This window comes from Kitasatospora sp. NPDC059462, assembly GCF_042749955.1.
Classification (GTDB): domain Bacteria; phylum Actinomycetota; class Actinomycetes; order Streptomycetales; family Streptomycetaceae; genus Kitasatospora.
The window spans coordinates 13,393-29,062 of record NZ_JBHYUU010000107.1; the positions used below are offsets into that span (position 1 = coordinate 13,393).

At 71.3% G+C, this 15,670-nt stretch carries 15 protein-coding genes; 8 read left to right on the forward strand and 7 right to left on the reverse strand.

Annotated features, from left to right (window positions below):
- Positions 1–102 precede the first annotated feature (102 nt).
- Together trpD and ACFXAM_RS24525 are read right to left on the reverse strand one after the other, a co-directional pair.
- On the reverse strand, positions 103–1,179 hold the full coding sequence (gene trpD, locus ACFXAM_RS24520; RefSeq protein ID WP_380294387.1) for an anthranilate phosphoribosyltransferase: 1,077 nt from the start codon (positions 1,177–1,179) through the stop codon (positions 103–105).
- A gap of 156 nt (positions 1,180–1,335) precedes the next feature.
- On the reverse strand, positions 1,336–1,761 hold the full coding sequence (locus ACFXAM_RS24525; RefSeq protein ID WP_380294388.1) for a hypothetical protein: 426 nt from the start codon (positions 1,759–1,761) through the stop codon (positions 1,336–1,338).
- A 393-nt stretch (positions 1,762–2,154) separates the two neighbouring features.
- On the opposite strand from ACFXAM_RS24525, the gene ACFXAM_RS24530 reads away from it, so the two are divergent.
- From ACFXAM_RS24530 to ACFXAM_RS24550, 5 genes are all read left to right on the forward strand, one after another.
- A complete protein-coding gene (locus ACFXAM_RS24530; protein ID WP_380294389.1) occupies positions 2,155–2,775 on the forward strand; it encodes a heme-copper oxidase subunit III in 621 nt (206 codons plus the stop codon).
- Positions 2,776–2,962: 187 nt separating this feature from the next.
- Complete coding sequence (locus ACFXAM_RS24535) at positions 2,963–3,772, forward strand: c-type cytochrome (RefSeq protein WP_380294390.1); 810 nt, start codon at positions 2,963–2,965, stop codon at positions 3,770–3,772.
- Positions 3,769–4,839, forward strand: coding sequence for a Rieske 2Fe-2S domain-containing protein (locus tag ACFXAM_RS24540; RefSeq protein ID WP_380294391.1), 1,071 nt, complete (start codon positions 3,769–3,771; stop codon positions 4,837–4,839). Before ACFXAM_RS24535 ends, ACFXAM_RS24540 begins: the two co-directional genes overlap by 4 nt.
- Positions 4,836–6,494: a cytochrome bc complex cytochrome b subunit gene (locus ACFXAM_RS24545; protein WP_380294392.1), complete on the forward strand. Its 1,659-nt coding sequence runs from the start codon at positions 4,836–4,838 to the stop codon at positions 6,492–6,494. Before ACFXAM_RS24540 ends, ACFXAM_RS24545 begins: the two co-directional genes overlap by 4 nt.
- Positions 6,495–6,621: 127 nt before the next feature.
- Positions 6,622–7,005: a GntR family transcriptional regulator gene (locus ACFXAM_RS24550; protein ID WP_380294393.1), complete on the forward strand. Its 384-nt coding sequence runs from the start codon at positions 6,622–6,624 to the stop codon at positions 7,003–7,005.
- Positions 7,006–7,012: 7 nt separating this feature from the next.
- Here ACFXAM_RS24550 and ACFXAM_RS24555 read toward each other — a convergent pair whose 3' ends face one another.
- The 4 genes from ACFXAM_RS24555 to coxB form a co-directional block, all read right to left on the reverse strand.
- Positions 7,013–8,272 carry an Ig-like domain-containing protein gene (locus ACFXAM_RS24555; RefSeq protein ID WP_380294394.1) on the reverse strand — a complete coding sequence of 420 codons (1,260 nt, stop codon included), beginning with the start codon at positions 8,270–8,272 and terminating at the stop codon, positions 7,013–7,015.
- 173 nt (positions 8,273–8,445) lie between these two features.
- The gene (locus ACFXAM_RS24560; RefSeq protein WP_350549522.1) at positions 8,446–8,862 is read right to left on the reverse strand and encodes a cytochrome c oxidase subunit 4; all 417 of its coding nucleotides are present in this window, start codon (positions 8,860–8,862) and stop codon (positions 8,446–8,448) included.
- On the reverse strand, positions 8,862–10,637 hold the full coding sequence (gene ctaD / locus ACFXAM_RS24565) for a cytochrome c oxidase subunit I (RefSeq protein WP_380294395.1): 1,776 nt from the start codon (positions 10,635–10,637) through the stop codon (positions 8,862–8,864). Before ctaD ends, ACFXAM_RS24560 begins: the two co-directional genes overlap by 1 nt.
- Positions 10,634–11,488 (reverse strand): cytochrome c oxidase subunit II, encoded by an 855-nt coding sequence (coxB, locus tag ACFXAM_RS24570; protein WP_380294396.1) that lies wholly within the window; start codon positions 11,486–11,488, stop codon positions 10,634–10,636. Before coxB ends, ctaD begins: the two co-directional genes overlap by 4 nt.
- A gap of 365 nt (positions 11,489–11,853) precedes the next feature.
- On the opposite strand from coxB, the gene ACFXAM_RS24575 reads away from it, so the two are divergent.
- Positions 11,854–13,308, forward strand: a complete 1,455-nt coding sequence (locus ACFXAM_RS24575) for a cysteine desulfurase/sulfurtransferase TusA family protein (protein ID WP_380294397.1) — start codon at positions 11,854–11,856, stop codon at positions 13,306–13,308.
- Here ACFXAM_RS24575 and ACFXAM_RS24580 read toward each other — a convergent pair.
- A complete protein-coding gene (locus ACFXAM_RS24580) occupies positions 13,301–14,278 on the reverse strand; it encodes a carbohydrate kinase family protein (protein WP_380294398.1) in 978 nt (325 codons plus the stop codon). The two genes, ACFXAM_RS24575 and ACFXAM_RS24580, sit on opposite strands and share 8 nt — an antisense overlap.
- Positions 14,279–14,545: 267 nt before the next feature.
- On the opposite strand from ACFXAM_RS24580, the gene ACFXAM_RS24585 reads away from it, so the two are divergent.
- Both ACFXAM_RS24585 and ACFXAM_RS24590 read left to right on the forward strand, forming a co-directional pair.
- Positions 14,546–14,764, forward strand: coding sequence for a hypothetical protein (locus ACFXAM_RS24585; RefSeq protein WP_380294399.1), 219 nt, complete (start codon positions 14,546–14,548; stop codon positions 14,762–14,764).
- Between the two features lie 125 nt (positions 14,765–14,889).
- Positions 14,890–15,627, forward strand: a complete 738-nt coding sequence (locus ACFXAM_RS24590; RefSeq protein ID WP_380294400.1) for a hypothetical protein — start codon at positions 14,890–14,892, stop codon at positions 15,625–15,627.
- Positions 15,628–15,670: the final 43 nt, after the last annotated feature.

The following is a 15,670-nucleotide window of genomic DNA, read 5'->3' on the forward strand; positions in this document are numbered from 1 at the left end:
TTGGAGTGGGGCGGCGCCTGTTTGTTTTCCCAGGGGGCGTACCTCGGGTTGGGGGGGGGGGCGGGGGGGGGTCGCGCCGCCGCCGCGCCCCCGACTCCCGTGTCACGCCCGGGCGGTGGCCTCGGACCAGTGCTTCAGCAGGTCCTGCGCGGCACCCGAGTCGATGGCCGCCGCGGTGCGCCGCATCGCCGCCCCGAGCTGCTCGGCGAGCGGCGCGCCGGTCAGGTCGAGCGCCACCAGCGCGGCCGCCGAGTTCAGCACCACCGCGTCGCGCACCGGCCCGCGCTCCCCGGCCAGCAGCCGGCGCGCGACGTCCGCGTTGTACACCGGGTCCCCGCCGCGCAGCGCCTCGATGCCGACCGGCTCGATGCCGACCTCGCGCGGGTCGAAGGAGGTCTCGGTGACCTCGCCGTCCCGGACGATCCAGACCCGCGAGGTGGTGGTGATGGTCAGCTCGTCCAGCCCGTCGTCGCCCCGGAAGACCAGTGCGCTGGCTCCGCGCTGCGCCAGCACCCCGGCGATCAGCCCGGCGAGGCGGGTGTCGAAGCAGCCGACGGCGTGCGCCGTCACCCGGGCCGGGTTGGTGAGCGGGCCGAGGATGTTGAAGGCGGTCGGCACCCCGAGCTCGCTGCGGGCCGGGCCGGCGTACCGCATCGACGGGTGGAAGGTCGCCGCGAAGCAGAAGGTGAGCCCGACCTCCTCGGCCACCTCGGCGACCCGGCGCGGCCGCAGGTTCAGGCTGATGCCCAGCTTCTCCAGCACGTCCGAGGAGCCGCTGGCCGAGGAGGCGGCCCGGTTGCCGTGCTTGACCACCTTGGCGCCGGCCGCCGCGGCCACGATCGCCGACATCGTCGAGATGTTGACGGTCTTGGCCCGGTCGCCGCCGGTGCCGACGATGTCCACCGCCGGGCCGGGGATGGTCAGCGGCTCGGCGTGCGCGTACATCGAGTCGACCAGGCCGGAGATCTCGTCGACCGTCTCGCCCTTGGCCCGCAGCGCCACCATGAAGCCGGCGATCTGCACCGGGGAGGCCTCCCCGCTCATGATCCGGTCCATCGCCCATGCGGTGGCCGCACGGTCGAGGTCCTCCCCCCTCAGCAGCGCCGACAGGATGTCCGGCCAGGTGCGGACCACCTGCGCGGGCTCGCTACCGCCGTTCGCAGGGTTCACGTTCACCATGGCTGACTCCAGCTCTCGCTCCCCGCGGACGGGGAAGGACGTAGGGACGTCGGTCAGCCTATCGAGCGGCGGGGTGCCGGGGCCCCGCCGTTCACCCTTCTTCTCTTGTGGTGAGACGCCGGGGCGGGACGCCGGGCGGGACCCCGGGCCGCGGGCCTAGCGCGCGGCGGGCGCCCGCTTGGCCATCCGGGCCCGCAGCAGGGTCGCGACGGCCTCCGCCAGCGCCACCGGGTCCACCGGCTGGGAGATCGCCGCGTCGGCCCGGCTCCAGGCCGCCAGCCAGGAGTCCTGCGGCCGGCCGATCAGCACCAGCAGCGGCGGGCAGCCGTAGATCTCGTCCTTCAGCTGCCGCGCGAGCCCGAGCCCGCCGGCCGGCACCGCCTCGCCGTCCAGGACGCAGAGGTCGATGCCGCCCTTCTCCAGCGCCTTGAGCACCGCCGGAGTGGTCGCGCACTCCAGGTACGCCAGCTCCGGAAGGTCCTCCGCGGGCCGCCGGCCGAGAGCGGTCAGCACCTGCTCGCGGGTGGTGCGGTCGTGGCTGTAGACCAGAACGGTCAACGTCTCGTCGGTCGTGTACGCCATGGGCCTGCTCCCTCACGTGTGATCCGGACCACGTTCGCCTCTCCCCGGATGCTACTCCCGATCACCCGCCGCCGAGCCCTTCCCGCGAGATCCCTCCCGACCCGCCGCGCCCGCCACTGGTCCGGGCGGAGCACGGCGCGTCACCCCCACCCGCACGGACCACCCGTACGGCGGACGGGTGGTCTCTCCCCTTACTACCGACGGCCCCGCGGGCCCGCCGCGACACGCCGCAGGGGGCCCCGAAGGGCCCCTTCGAGGAACCGTCAGAAAAGGGACACCGGGCTGCTCAGCAGGGGTACGCACAGCCGTCCGGGTGCCAGGGGGGCATATCGCACGCACCGGACACTCCGAGGGACACCCCCCGGCGTGAAGACGGAATAAGGGACCGACATAATGTCCGTCGTGGCGACAGCAACAGCAGTAGAAACCGGGCACGCGCACGGATCGGTCAACCGGCCGAACATGGTCAGCGTCGGAACGATCGTCTGGCTCAGTTCCGAGTTGATGTTCTTCGCGGCCCTCTTCGCGATGTACTTCACGCTCCGCTCCGTCAAGGGGCCGGAGTTCTGGACCGAGAAGGCGCACGCCCTCAACGTGCCCTTCTCCTCGGTCAACACCACGATCCTGGTGCTCTCCTCGCTCACCTGCCAGCTCGGCGTCTTCGCCGCCGAGCGCGGGGACGTGAAGAAGCTCCGCTCGTGGTTCGTCCTGACCTTCGTGATGGGCGCGGTCTTCATCGGCGGCCAGATCTTCGAGTACACCGAGCTGGTCAAGAAGGACGGCCTCTCGCTGTCCTCGGACCCGTACGGCACGGTGTTCTACCTGACCACCGGCTTCCACGGTCTGCACGTGACGGGTGGTCTGATCGCCTTCCTGCTGGTCCTGGGACGGACGTACGCAGCCAAGCGCTTCACTCACGAGCAGGCCACCGCCGCCATCGTGGTGTCGTACTACTGGCACTTCGTCGATGTCGTGTGGATCGGCCTGTTCGCGACCATCTACCTGATCAAGTAACCAGCTGATCAGGTCGCTGGCCACCGGCCTCGGGTCCCGCCCTCACCGGCGACGGCCCGATTTCGCCGGTGCCGACGCTCCCACCGACCGACCGCGCGCGCAGCCCTAGACAGGCAGCCTCGTGCCGGCCAGACCGGCCGCCGGGTGCACCCACCAGTCGACCAGATCCTGACACCGGGGTTATTCCGTGAAAAAGCTCTCCGCACGACGGCGCCACCCACTGGCGGCGCTGGTCGTCCTACTTCTCGCCCTGGCGGCAACCGGGGGGCTGTACGCCGCGTTCGCGCCCGCCGACAAGGCGCAGGCCGACGTCGCCGCGCAGTCGCTCGCGATCGACGAGGGCAAGAAGCTCTTCGCCGTGGGCTGCTCCTCCTGCCACGGCCTGAACGGCCAGGGGTCCAGCGACGGTCCGAGCCTGGTCGGCGTCGGTTCCGCCGCGGTGGACTTCCAGGTGGGCACCGGCCGCATGCCGGCCCAGCAGCCCGGCGCCCAGGTGCCGCGCAAGCCGAACATCTACTCGCAGGCGGAGATCGACCAGCTCGCCGCCTTCGTCGCCTCGCTCGGCCCCGGCCCGGTGACGCCCACCGACGAGCAGCTCACCTCGACCAACCCCGAGGACCTCGCCAAGGGTGGCGAGCTGTTCCGCACCAACTGCGCCCAGTGCCACAACTTCTCCGGCCAGGGCGGTGCCCTCACCCAGGGCAAGTACGCCCCGTCGCTGGAGGGCGTGGACGCCAAGCACATCTACGAGGCCATGCAGACCGGCCCGCAGAACATGCCGTCGTTCCCGGACAGCACCATGCCCGAGGAGCAGAAGAAGCAGATCGTGGCCTTCGTCCGCCACACCACCAACGATGAGCCCAACCCCGGCGGTCTCACGCTCGGCAGCCTCGGTCCGGTGACCGAGGGCCTGTTCGGCTGGATCTTCGGTCTCGGCGCGCTCATCCTGGTCGCGATCTGGGTCGCCGCCCACACCACCAAGGCCAAGAAGTCATGAGCCACGACATGTCAGAAGAGAAGCTCCCGGAGTCGCACGGCTCCGCCGGGCACCACGAGGTGGCCGCCCACGGCGACCCGTTCGCCGACCCCGGTCTGCCGGCCCACGAGCCGCGCCGCACCGACATCGACGAGCGGGCCGCCAAGCGGGCCGAGCGCCAGGTGTCGCTGATGTTCGTCGTGTCGATGATCGCCACCGTCGGCTTCATCGCCTCGTACGTGGCCATCGACCCGGACAAGATCGTCTACATCTGGCCGCTGGGCCACGTCAGCGCGCTGAACTTCGCGCTCGGCATGACCCTGGGCCTCGCGCTGTTCCTCATCGGTGCCGGTGCGGTCCACTGGGCCCGCACCCTGATGTCGGACCACGAGATCCCGGCCGAGCGTCACCCGATCGAGGCCGACGACGAGGTCCGCGCGGACGTCATCGAGCAGTTCAAGACCGGTGCCGCGGAGTCCGGCTTCGGCCGCCGCAAGATGATCCGCAACACCCTCATCGGTTCGATGGCGCTGGTCCCGCTCTCCGGCGTGGTCCTGCTCCGCGACCTGGGCCCGCTGCCCGAGGACAAGCTGCAGCACACCGGCTGGGACGAGGCCACCGAGTCCAAGCCGCTGCAGCTGATCAACATGAACACCAACCTGCCGATGAAGGCCGAGGACATCATCCAGGGGTCGCTGACCTTCGCGATGCCCGAGGGCCTGACCACGCACTCCGAGGACTTCCAGGTTCGCATCGCGAAGGACGCCCTCATGCTGGTGCGCATCGCGCCGGAGGACATCAAGGACGAGAAGTCCAAGGAGAAGGGGTTCGAGGGCATCCTCGCCTACTCCAAGATCTGCACCCACGTCGGCTGCCCGATCAGCCTGTACGAGCAGCAGACCCACCACGCGCTCTGCCCCTGCCACCAGTCGACCTTCGACCTGGCGGACGGCGCGCGCGTCATCTTCGGCCCGGCCGGCCACCCGCTGCCGCAGCTGAAGATCACCACTGACGAGAAGGGCTTCCTGGTCGCCCACGGCGACTTCGACGAAGCCGTCGGCCCGAGCTTCTGGGAGCGTGCTCGATGAGCAGTGCGAGCAGCACCACCTCCGGCGCCGCCAAGCCCTCCAGCACGCGCGCCAAGCCCGCGAACAAGTGGGAGCAGGCAGCGGACTGGACGGACGGCCGGCTGGGGATCTACTCCCTCGCCAAGGCCAACCTGCGGAAGATCTTCCCGGACCACTGGTCCTTCATGCTGGGCGAGATCTGCCTCTACACCTTCATCATCATCATCCTGACCGGCGTCTACCTGACGCTGTTCTTCAAGCCCTCGATGGGCGAGGTCATCTACGACGGCTCGTACGTGCCGCTCAAGGGCCTCCCGATGTCCGAGGCCTACGCCTCGACGGTCGACATCAGCTTCGAGGTGCGCGGCGGTCTGCTGGTCCGCCAGATCCACCACTGGGCCGCCCTGGTCTTCGTGGCGGCGATGCTCGTGCACATGATGCGCGTCTTCTTCACCGGCGCGTTCCGCAAGCCGCGCGAGATCAACTGGGTCTTCGGCTTCCTGCTGCTGATCCTGGGCATGTTCGACGGCTTCTTCGGCTACTCGCTGCCCGACGACCTGCTCTCCGGCACCGGTATCCGCTTCATGGAAGGCGCGATCCTCGCCGTCCCGCTGGTGGGCACCTACATCCAGATGTTCCTGTTCGGCGGCGAGTTCCCGGGCACCGACATCGTGCCCCGGTTCTTCACCATCCACGTGCTGCTGATCCCGGGCATCATGCTGGGCCTGCTGGTCGCCCACCTGATCCTGGTCTTCTACCACAAGCACACCCAGTGGGCGGGCCCGGGCAAGACCGAGAAGAACGTCGTCGGCATGCCGCTGATGCCGGTCTACATGGCCAAGGCCGGTGGCTTCTTCTTCCTGGTGTTCGGCCTCATCGCCGTCATCTCGGCGATCGCCACGATCAACCCGGTCTGGTCGGTCGGCCCGTACCGCGCGGACCAGGTGTCCACCGACGCCCAGCCCGACTGGTACATGGGCTTCTCCGAGGGTCTGATCCGCCTCATGCCGGGCTGGGAGATCGGCCTGTGGGGCCACACCCTCAACCTGGGTGTCCTGGTTCCGCTGGCGATCTTCCCGCTGGTCCTGGTCTCGATCGCGGTCTACCCGTTCATCGAGGGCTGGATCACCGGCGACAAGCGCGAGCACCACATCCTGGACCGTCCGCGCAACGCCCCGGTCCGCACCGCGCTGGGCGCCGCCTGGATCAGCCTCTACCTGATCCTGCTGGTGGCCGGTGGCAACGACCTGTTCGCCACCCACCTCCACCTGTCGATCAACTCGGTCACCTACGCCGTCCGCGTCGGCTTCTTCGTCGTCCCGGTCGTGGTCTTCATCATCACCAAGCGCTGGTGCCTCGGCCTCCAGCGCCGTGACAAGGAGAAGGTGCTGCACGGTCGCGAGACCGGCGTCATCAAGCGCCTGCCGCACGGCGAGTTCATCGAGGTGCACGCCCAGCTGCCGCAGCAGGACCTGCACAAGCTCACCGCGCACGAGCAGGTGCAGCCGGTCGAGCTGCCGGCCGCGACGGACGAGAACGGCGTGGCCCGCAAGGCCGGCGTCCTCACCCGGACCCGGGCGAAGCTCTCCCGCGGCTTCTACGGCGAGGGCAGCCAGATCCCCAAGCCGACCGCCGAGGAACACCACGAGATCACCAGCGGCCACGGCCACCACTGATCCCGTACGCACCCCCGCGTCGCACCCGAGGGCCGCTGACCAGAGTTCTTCTGGTCGGCGGCCCTCGGGCTTTGCCGTACCCGCTCCCCCTCCCCCGCCGTCCGCACCGTCACGTCAGGAGCCCCTCGTGCAGCTGTCCGTCGACCCGGCCTCCGCCACTCCCCCGTACGAGCAGATCCGCGCCCAGATCGCCGAGCAGGCCCGCAGCGGCGAGCTGGCCACCGGGCTGCGGCTGCCCACCGTCCGCGCGCTGGCCGAGCGGCTCGGGCTGGCCGCCGGAACGGTCGCCCGCGCCTACCGGGAGCTGGAGGCGGACGGGGTGGTGGAGACCCACGGCCGGCGCGGCACCCTGATCGCCGCGACCGGCGACTCCGCGCACCGGCTGGCCGCCGCGGCGGCCGCCGAGTACGCCGAGCGGGCCCGGCGCCTCGGGGTGCCGGCGGCGGACGCCCTGCGCGTCGTGGACGGCGCGCTGCGGGTGGCGTACCGGGACGACTCCGCGGCGGGCTGAACGGCCCTCAGAGCTGCGGGGCGATCATTCCGGTGGCCGGCGCCCGGGTGGCCGGGGCGGTGGTGCTGACGGGCCCGCCCAGGGCGCTGTGCCTGACCCACTCGCTCCAGGCGATGTTCCAGTCGCCGAAGCCGTTGCCGAACGGCTCCATCGACTTGCCGTGGCTGTTCACCACCGTCACCAGGTCCCCCACCCTGGTGTTCTGGTAGAACCAGCGGGCGTTGTCGGTGCTCATCCCGGTGCAGCCGTGGCTGACGTTCTCCACCCCCTGGGAGCCCACCGACCAGGGCGCGGCGTGCACGTACTCGCCGCTCCAGGTCACCCGGGTGGCCCACTCGACGTCGAGGTCGTAGGACTCCTGGCTGCCGGCCGCTATGCCGATCGTCTCGCCGCTCATCCGGACCTTGCGCTCCTGGCCCAGCACCACCTTGACGCCGTTGCGGGTGTCGAAGCCGGGCTTGCCGGTGGTCACCGGTATCGTCCGGACCGCCTGGCCGTCGCGCTTGAGCGTGAGCTCGTGCGCGGCCGCGTCCACCACCGTCTCCACGCGCTCGCCGATCCGCAGCGCCAGGGCGGCCCGGTCGCCGCCGTACAGGCCGTCGGAGATCAGGCTGCCGGTGGCGTCGAAGGCCAGGCTGACGGTGGTGCCGGTGGGCCAGTAGTCCTCGGGGCGGAAGTGCACGTTCTTGTCGTCCACCCAGTACCAGCCGCCGGTGACGGCGGGCTGCGAGACCACCGTCAGCGCGCGCTCCACCTCCTGGCGGGCCTGCGGGTCCTTGACGGCCTCGGAGAGCTGGACGGTGAGCGGCTGGCCCACGCCGTAGACGCCGCTGCCCGAGGAGTCCGGGCCGAGCTTGGCGGTCAGCAGGTGCTGGGCGGCCAGGGTGGAGAAACCGGCTGTGGTCTCGCCCCGGCCGCCGCGGCCGTCGTCGGCGGCGATCCGCACCGTGTAGGCGGTGGCGGCCTTGAGCCGGCCGGTGGTCTGCCAGCTGCTCTGGTCGTCCGAGAGCTTCCCGGCGACCACCCGGCCGTCCGGGCCGACCACGGTGACGTCGGTCAGCCGGCTGCCCGGCACCGCGGTCACCGTGAGGGGCTGGGAGGGGTCGGCCCGCTCGGTGGCGGACAGGTGCACCAGCTCCGCGGCGTCGACCCTGCGCACCGTCTCGGCCGTGCCCTCGCCGCCGGAGGTGCAGCCGGCCAACGGGACCAGTACGACGAGGGCCAGCGTGATGCCGCCGAGACCCGCGATTCCGCGTCTGTCGGCCATGACCGCCTCCCGGGGGTTTCGCACGATTGGTCAGATCGTAGGAACCGCGTCCGCCGGAGCGACAACCGAACGGGGCGCCGTTGGGCCGCGGGGGTGAGGCCGTCACTCCGGGGACGCAACAGGGCCGGGCATCCCGTGCGGGATGCCCGGCCCTGTGCCAGGGGAGCCAGTGCCTACTGGTTCTGGTTCTCGCCCCGGTAGAACTCGAAGACCCAACCGAACAGACCGATCAGGATGATCGGCAGCGACCAGAACATCAGCCACCAGCCGAAGATCACGCCGAGGAAGGCGAGCGCGCCGCCGATGGCCAGCGAGAGCGGCTGCCAGCTGTGCGGGGCGAAGAAGCCCAGCTCGCCGGAGTCGTCCGCGACCTCGGCCTCGGGGTTGTCACCCGCGCCGCTGTCCACCCGGCGGGCGGTGAAGGCGAGGTAGTAGCCGATGAAGGCGCACAGGCCGAAGGCGAGGAAGAGCGCGGTGGTGCCCGCGGCCTCGATTCCGTGGTCGGAGCTGTTGGTCCACAGGCCGTAGGTGATCGCCATGGCCAGCACGAAGACCGAAAGGCCCAGGAAGATCTTGCCCTGTTCCTTCATCAGACGTCACCCTCCTTCTTGCCCTTGCCCAGCTGCGGGGCGTCGTACTTCGCGGGGGTCACACCGGCGAGGTGCTTGGCCGGCTCACCGTGGTTCTCCAGGTAGTCCAGCGCGGCGATCTCCGGGTAGTGGAGGTCGAAGGCCGGGGATTCGGAGCGGATCCGGGGCAGGGTGAGGAAGTTGTGCCGCGGCGGCGGGCAGGAGGTCGCCCACTCCAGCGAACGGCCGTAGCCCCACGGGTCGTCGACCTCGATCTTCTCGCCGTACTTGGCGGTCTTCCAGACGTTGTAGAGGAACGGCAGGATCGACAGGCCGAGCAGGAACGAGCCGATGGTCGAGACGGTGTTCAGGGTGGTGAAGCCGTCGGCGGCCAGGTAGTCGGCGTAGCGGCGGGGCATGCCCTCCGCGCCGAGCCAGTGCTGCACCAGGAAGGTGGTGTGGAAGCCGAAGAACAGCGTCCAGAAGGTGATCTTGCCGAGGCGCTCGTCCAGCATCTTGCCGGTCATCTTCGGCCACCAGAAGTGGAAGCCGGCGAACATCGCGAAGACGACGGTGCCGAAGACCACGTAGTGGAAGTGGGCGACGACGAAGTACGAGTCCGAGACGTGGAAGTCGATCGGCGGGGAGGCCAGCAGGACACCGGTCAGACCACCGAAGAGGAAGGTGACCAGGAAGCCGACGGTCCACAGCATCGGGGTCTCGAAGCTGAGCGAGCCCTTCCACATGGTGCCGACCCAGTTGAAGAACTTCACACCGGTCGGGACCGCGATCAGGAAGGTCATGAAGGAGAAGAACGGCAGCAGTACCTGGCCGGTGACGTACATGTGGTGGGCCCACACCGTCACGGACAGGCCGGCGATCGCGATGGTGGCCGCGATCAGGCCGGAGTAGCCGAACATCGGCTTGCGGCTGAAGACCGGGATGATCTCGGACACGATGCCGAAGAACGGCAGCGCGATGATGTAGACCTCGGGGTGGCCGAAGAACCAGAACAGGTGCTGCCAGAGCAGCGCACCGCCGTTGGCCGGATCGAAGACGTGCGCCCCGAACTTGCGGTCCGCCTCCAGGGCGAACAGCGCGGCGGCCAGGACCGGGAAGGCCAGCAGGATCAGCACCGCGGTCAGCAGGACGTTCCAGGTGAAGATCGACATCCGGAACATCGTCAGGCCGGGGGCCCGCATGCAGATGATCGTGGTGATGAAGTTGACCGCACCCAGGATGGTGCCGAAACCGGAGAAGGCCAGACCCATGATCCACATGTCGGCGCCGATGCCCGGCGAGCGGACCGCGTCCGACAGCGGCGCGTAGGCGAACCAGCCGAAGTCGGCGGCGCCCTGCGGGGTGAGGAAGCCGGCGACCGCGATCAGCGAGCCGAACAGGTAGAGCCAGTAGGCGAACATGTTCAGACGCGGGAACGCGACGTCCGGCGCGCCGATCTGCAGCGGCATGATCCAGTTCGCGAAACCGGCGAAGAGCGGCGTCGCGAACATCAGCAGCATGACCGTGCCGTGCATCGTGAACGCCTGGTTGAACTGCTCGTTCGACAGGATCTGGGTCCCGGGACGAGCCAGCTCGGCGCGCATGACCAGCGCCAGGACGCCGCCGATCAGGAAGAACGCGAACGACGTCGCCAGGTACAGCGTGCCGATCGTCTTGTGGTCAGTGGTGGTGAGCCACTTGATGATGGTGGAACCCGGCTTCCGGGTCCGCTGCGCCCCGACCGTGACGGCCCCGGCGCCCCCGCCGGCCGCGGCGGGCTCGTTGAGGATGGTCACTTCTCTTCACTTCCCATGGTCGTGATGCCGGAGGGCACCGCGCCGGTCTGACCCTTGGCCCGCAGGTCCTTCAGGTGCTGGTCGTACTCGGCACGGTCGACGACCTTCACGTTGAACAGCATGCGCGAGTGGTCGACGCCGCAGAGCTCGGCGCACTTGCCCATGTACTCACCCTTGACGGTCGGGGTGACCTCGAACTTGTTGACCACACCCGGCACGACGTCCATCTTCATCATGAAGTTGATCGGCCAGAAGTCGTGGATCACGTCACGAGAGGTGAGGCGGAACTGCACCGTCTCGTCCACCGGCAGGTACAGCGTCGGCGGCTCGCCGGGGGTACCCACCTCGTACGCGGCCACCTGGCTGGTCGGGTCCGGGTTCTCGGTGTTCTCGTAGTTGAACGCCCAGCTCCACTGGAAGCCCACCACGTTGACGGTGTGCTGCGGCTTCTCGGAGACGGCGGTCAGCTTCGACTCGTCGCGGGCGACGAAGTAGAAGAGGACCGACACGATGATGATCGGGACCGCGGTGTAGAGCGCCTCGATGGGCACGTTGTACCGGGTCTGCGGGGGGACCTGCACGCCGGTGCGGCTGCGCCGGTGGAAGATCACGCTCCAGATGATCAGACCCCACATCAGTACGCCGACCACCAGCGCCGCGATCCAGGAGCCCTGCCACATGTGGAGGACCATCGGCCCTTCCTTGGTGACGGGGCTCGGGAGGCCAAGCCTGGGGAGGTCGTTGGCCGAGCAGCCGGTGGCGGTCGCGATGACGAGGCCCAGTGCCAGCGCCTGAGGCAGCTTCCGCCGCATCGTGCGCCGCGGCGAGCGGTCGGAGCCGTTGGGACTCACGTAGCGCCTTCCCGAAGTCTCGCCCGCCTTCGCGTCGCCCCGGGGAGGTTTCCCCTCCTCGGCGACCCGTCCACGGGCACGGTTTGAATGCTTATGCGGGCCAAACCCTACTCCAGCCTTATGCGCTGCTGACGGGCAGGTCCCGGTAACGCGCCGCCCGAGCACCCGATCAGGCCCGGCAGGGGCTGCGCCGCAGGTCATCCTAGGCATTCGGGGTCCGTACGCCCGATCGGGGGATGACCTCGGACAACGAGTGTGACGCCCTGTCGGACGCGGACGATCCGGACATTCGGGGTGATCGACTGACGGCCGGTGAGGCGTCGCCGGAGCCCGGAACGCACCCGGGAGTGTCGTTAAATGTGACCGTGTACTTCGATGTGGCCTCCACCGCGCCGCTCCACCCCGTCGCCCGGCAGGCGCTGACCGCCGCCCTCGACGAGGGGTGGGCCGACCCCGCCCGGCTCTACCGCTCCGGGCGGCAGGCCCGGATGCTGCTCGACGCCGCCCGGGAGACCGTGGCCGAGGTGCTCGGCTGCCGGGCCGACGAGATCTCCTTCACCGCCGGCGGCACCCAGGCCGTCCAGCTCGGCGTGCTGGGCGCGCTGCACGGCAACCGGCGGCGCGGCCGGCACCTGGTGCACTCCGCCGTCGAGCACTCCAGCGTGCTGCACACCGCGGAGCGGCACGAGGCCGCCGGCGGCGAGGTGACCGCCGTGCCGGTGGACCGGCTCGGCCGGGTCGACCCGGCGGTGTTCTCCTCGGCGCTGCGGCCGGACACCGCGCTCGCCGTGCTGCAGTCCGCCAACCACGAGGTGGGCACGGTGCAGCCGGTCGCCGAGACGGCCGCGCTCTGCGGGGAGGTGCCGCTGCTGGTCGACGCCGCGCAGAGCGCCGGGCGGACGGACCTGCCGGCCGGCTGGTCGCTGCTCGCCGCCAGTGCGCACAAGTGGGGCGGGCCGGCCGGGGTCGGGGTGCTCGCGGTGCGCAAGGGCGTGCGGTACGCCTCGCCGCTGCCCGCCGACGAGCGCGAGGGCGGCCGGGTGCCGGGCTTCGTCAACGTCCCGGCGATCGTCGCGGCGGCGGCCTCGCTGCGGGCGGTGCGGGCCGAGGCGGAGCGGGAGAACGCCCGGCTGCACGAGCTGGTCGAGCGGATCCGGGCGCGGGTGCCGCGGCTGGTGCCCGAGGTCGAGGTGGTCGGCGACCCGGTGCGGCGGCTGCCGCACCTCGTCACCTTCTCCTGCCTGTACGTGGACGGCGAGGTGCTGCTGGGCGAGCTGGACCGGGCCGGGTTCGCCGTCTCCTCCGGCTCCTCGTGCACCTCCTCCACGCTGACCCCGAGCCATGTGCTGGCGGCGATGGGCGTGCTCACCGAGGGCAACGTCCGGGTCTCGCTGCCGTTCGGCACCGCCGAGGCGGACGTCGAACGGTTCCTCACCGTCCTGCCGGAGGTGGTGGCCGCGGTCCGCGCGCCGCTGGGGCTGGACCTCGCCCTGCCGCCGGCCGCCGGGGAGGCGTCCGGCGGCGAGGACTCCGGCGGGGAGGTCTCCGGCGGGGCGCTCACCATCGACGCGCTCACCATCGACGCGCTCACCATCGACGCGCTGGGCAAGAAGTGCCCGCTGCCGGTGATCGAGCTGGCGAAGCGGATCGGCGAGGTGCCGGTGGGCGGCACGATCGCGGTGCTGGCCGACGACGAGGCGGCCCGGCTGGACGTCCCGGCCTGGTGCGGGATGCGCGGGCAGGAGTACCTCGGGGAGGCCCCGGCCGCCGGGTACGGCGGCGACCGGGGCTCGGCCTACCTGGTGCGGCGGCTCAGCTGACCAGGTGCGCGCGCAGCTCGGCGCCGGCCGCCTCGCCGTAGGCGGCGGTGAAGCGCTGCAGGAAGTCGTGCGGGCGCAGCTCGTACTCCTGGGTGCCGACGGTCTCGATCACCAGGGTGGCGAGCATGCAGCCGAGCTGGGCGGCGCGCTCCAGCTCCAGGTCCCAGGAGAGGCCGGCCAGGAAGCCGGCGCGGAAGGCGTCGCCGACGCCGGTCGGGTCCACCTTGGCGTTCTCCGGGGCGCAGCCGACCACCACCGGGGTCTCGCCCTTGCGGTCGATCCGGACGCCCTTGCTGCCCAGGGTGGTGATCCGGGTGCCGACCCGGGAGAGGATCTCGTCGGAGTCCCAGCCGGTCTTGGACTCGATCAGCGCGGCCTCGTACTCGTTGGTGAAGAGGTAGGCGGCGCCGTCGACGATCTCGCGGATGTCGTGGCCGTCGAGGCGGGCCAGCTGCTGGGACGGGTCGGCGGCGAAGGCGTAGCCGCGGGTGCGGCACTCCTGGGTGTGGCGGACCATCGCCTGCGGGTCGTCGGCGCCGATCAGCACCAGGTCGAGGCCGCCGACGCGGTCGGCGATCGGCTTGAGCTCGATGTTGCGGGCCTCGGCCATGGCGCCGGTGTAGAACGAGGCGATCTGGTTGTGGTCCTCGTCGGTGGTGCACATGAAGCGCGCGGTGTGCCGGGTCTCGGAGATGTGGACGGAGCGGCAGTCCACGTTGTTGCGCTCCAGCCAGCTGCGGTACTCGGCGAAGTCCGCGCCGGCCGCGCCGACCAGGACCGGGCGCAGGCCCAGGACGCCCATGCCGAAGGCGATGTTGGGCGCGACGCCGCCGCGGCGGATGTCGAGGGTGTCGACCAGGAAGGACAGCGACACGGTGTGCAGCTGCTCGGCGACCAGCTGGTCGGCGAACCGGCCGGGGAAGGTCATCAGGTGGTCGGTCGCGATCGAGCCGGCGACGGCGATACGCACGGGGTCTCCTCAGGATGGCGGCGGGGCCATGGGACTACGGGGGTGGAACCCACCCACGGTACCCGGCGCGGGCGGGACACCAGCAAGACCGCAGCCGTGCCGGTGCCCGTCCGCTGTCACCCGTCGTCCCCGAACGTGTACTACCCAGTGGTAGCCCTGGTGGGCTCCGGCCCGCCCGGCCTAGGGTCGCAGGAAGGGGCCCTGCCGGCCCCCGCCCAGGTCCGCGGCGGCGTTGCCGCGGCGACGGTGGATCGGAGTTGATGGCCGATGATGCCCAGTCACCACCCGCTGCGGGTTCCGCCCGCCCTGCGCGGCGACGCGGACGGCGAGTCGCTGGAGGCGCTGGTGGATTCCTCGCGCCGGCTGCGCCGGTTCTGGCCGCTGCTGGCGACCGGCCGGCCGGACAGCGCACCGTCCGGGTCCGGCTTCCGCGTCCCCTCCGGGGCCCAGCGGCTGGTCGCGGGGATGCCCGAGTACGGTCCCTGACCCCGGGGCGCGGGTTCCGGGGGACCGGTTCCGGGGCCGGAGGGAACCGGGAGCGTCCGGGGCACGTCACATCCGCGCGGTGCGGCCGGAACGGCGCGCCGCCGAACCCTCGGGAGGATGTGCAGATGGACCTGGAGACCATGCCCCGGCGTTCCGGCCGGGCGCGGGCGACGGCACTGGCGGGCCTGGCGCTGGCGGTGGTGACCGTGCTGGCCGGGTGCGGCGGCGGGGCCGCGGCGGATTCGGACGCCGCGCCCTCCGGCCCGGAGCGGGCGCCGGCGAGCGCGTCCGCCGCACCGGACCCGGCGGCCACGACCTCGGCCCCGGCGCCGACGTCCGTCCCGTCCGCCCCGGCCGACCCGTCCGCCCCGGCTCCGGTGACCACACCGCCGGCCGACCCGTCGGCCACCGCCCCGGATCCGCGGCCGGCCGCCACCGGCCCGGCGCTGACGCCGACCCCGGCGCCCACTCCCCCGGGCGCGGGCGGCAACGGCATCGCGGTGGGCGAGCCGGCGCCGAACGGGCCCGGGAACGGCTCGCCGGTGCACCCGGCGGTCACCTACCGGGTGGACGGCACCCGGCTGACGGTCTGGTTCTACGGCGGGGTCTGCCAGCGGTACGCGCTCAAGGCGGACGAGTCCAAGCCGGGCCGGGTGGACATCCGGGTGACCACGGCCGCGCCGGTCCCGGCCGGGCAGGACTGCGTCGCACTCGCCCAGCGGCAGACGGTGGCGGCCGATCTGAAGGAGCCGCTGCGGGGCCGGACGGTGACCGACGCGGCGACCGGCCAGGAGGTGCCGCTGGAGGCCGACCCGAAGATCGGCCCGGACCCGGCGGCCCCGGACGTCCCGGGCGCCCCGTGACGGCGTGACCCGAGCCCGGACACGGCGAAGGCGGCCCCGGTGA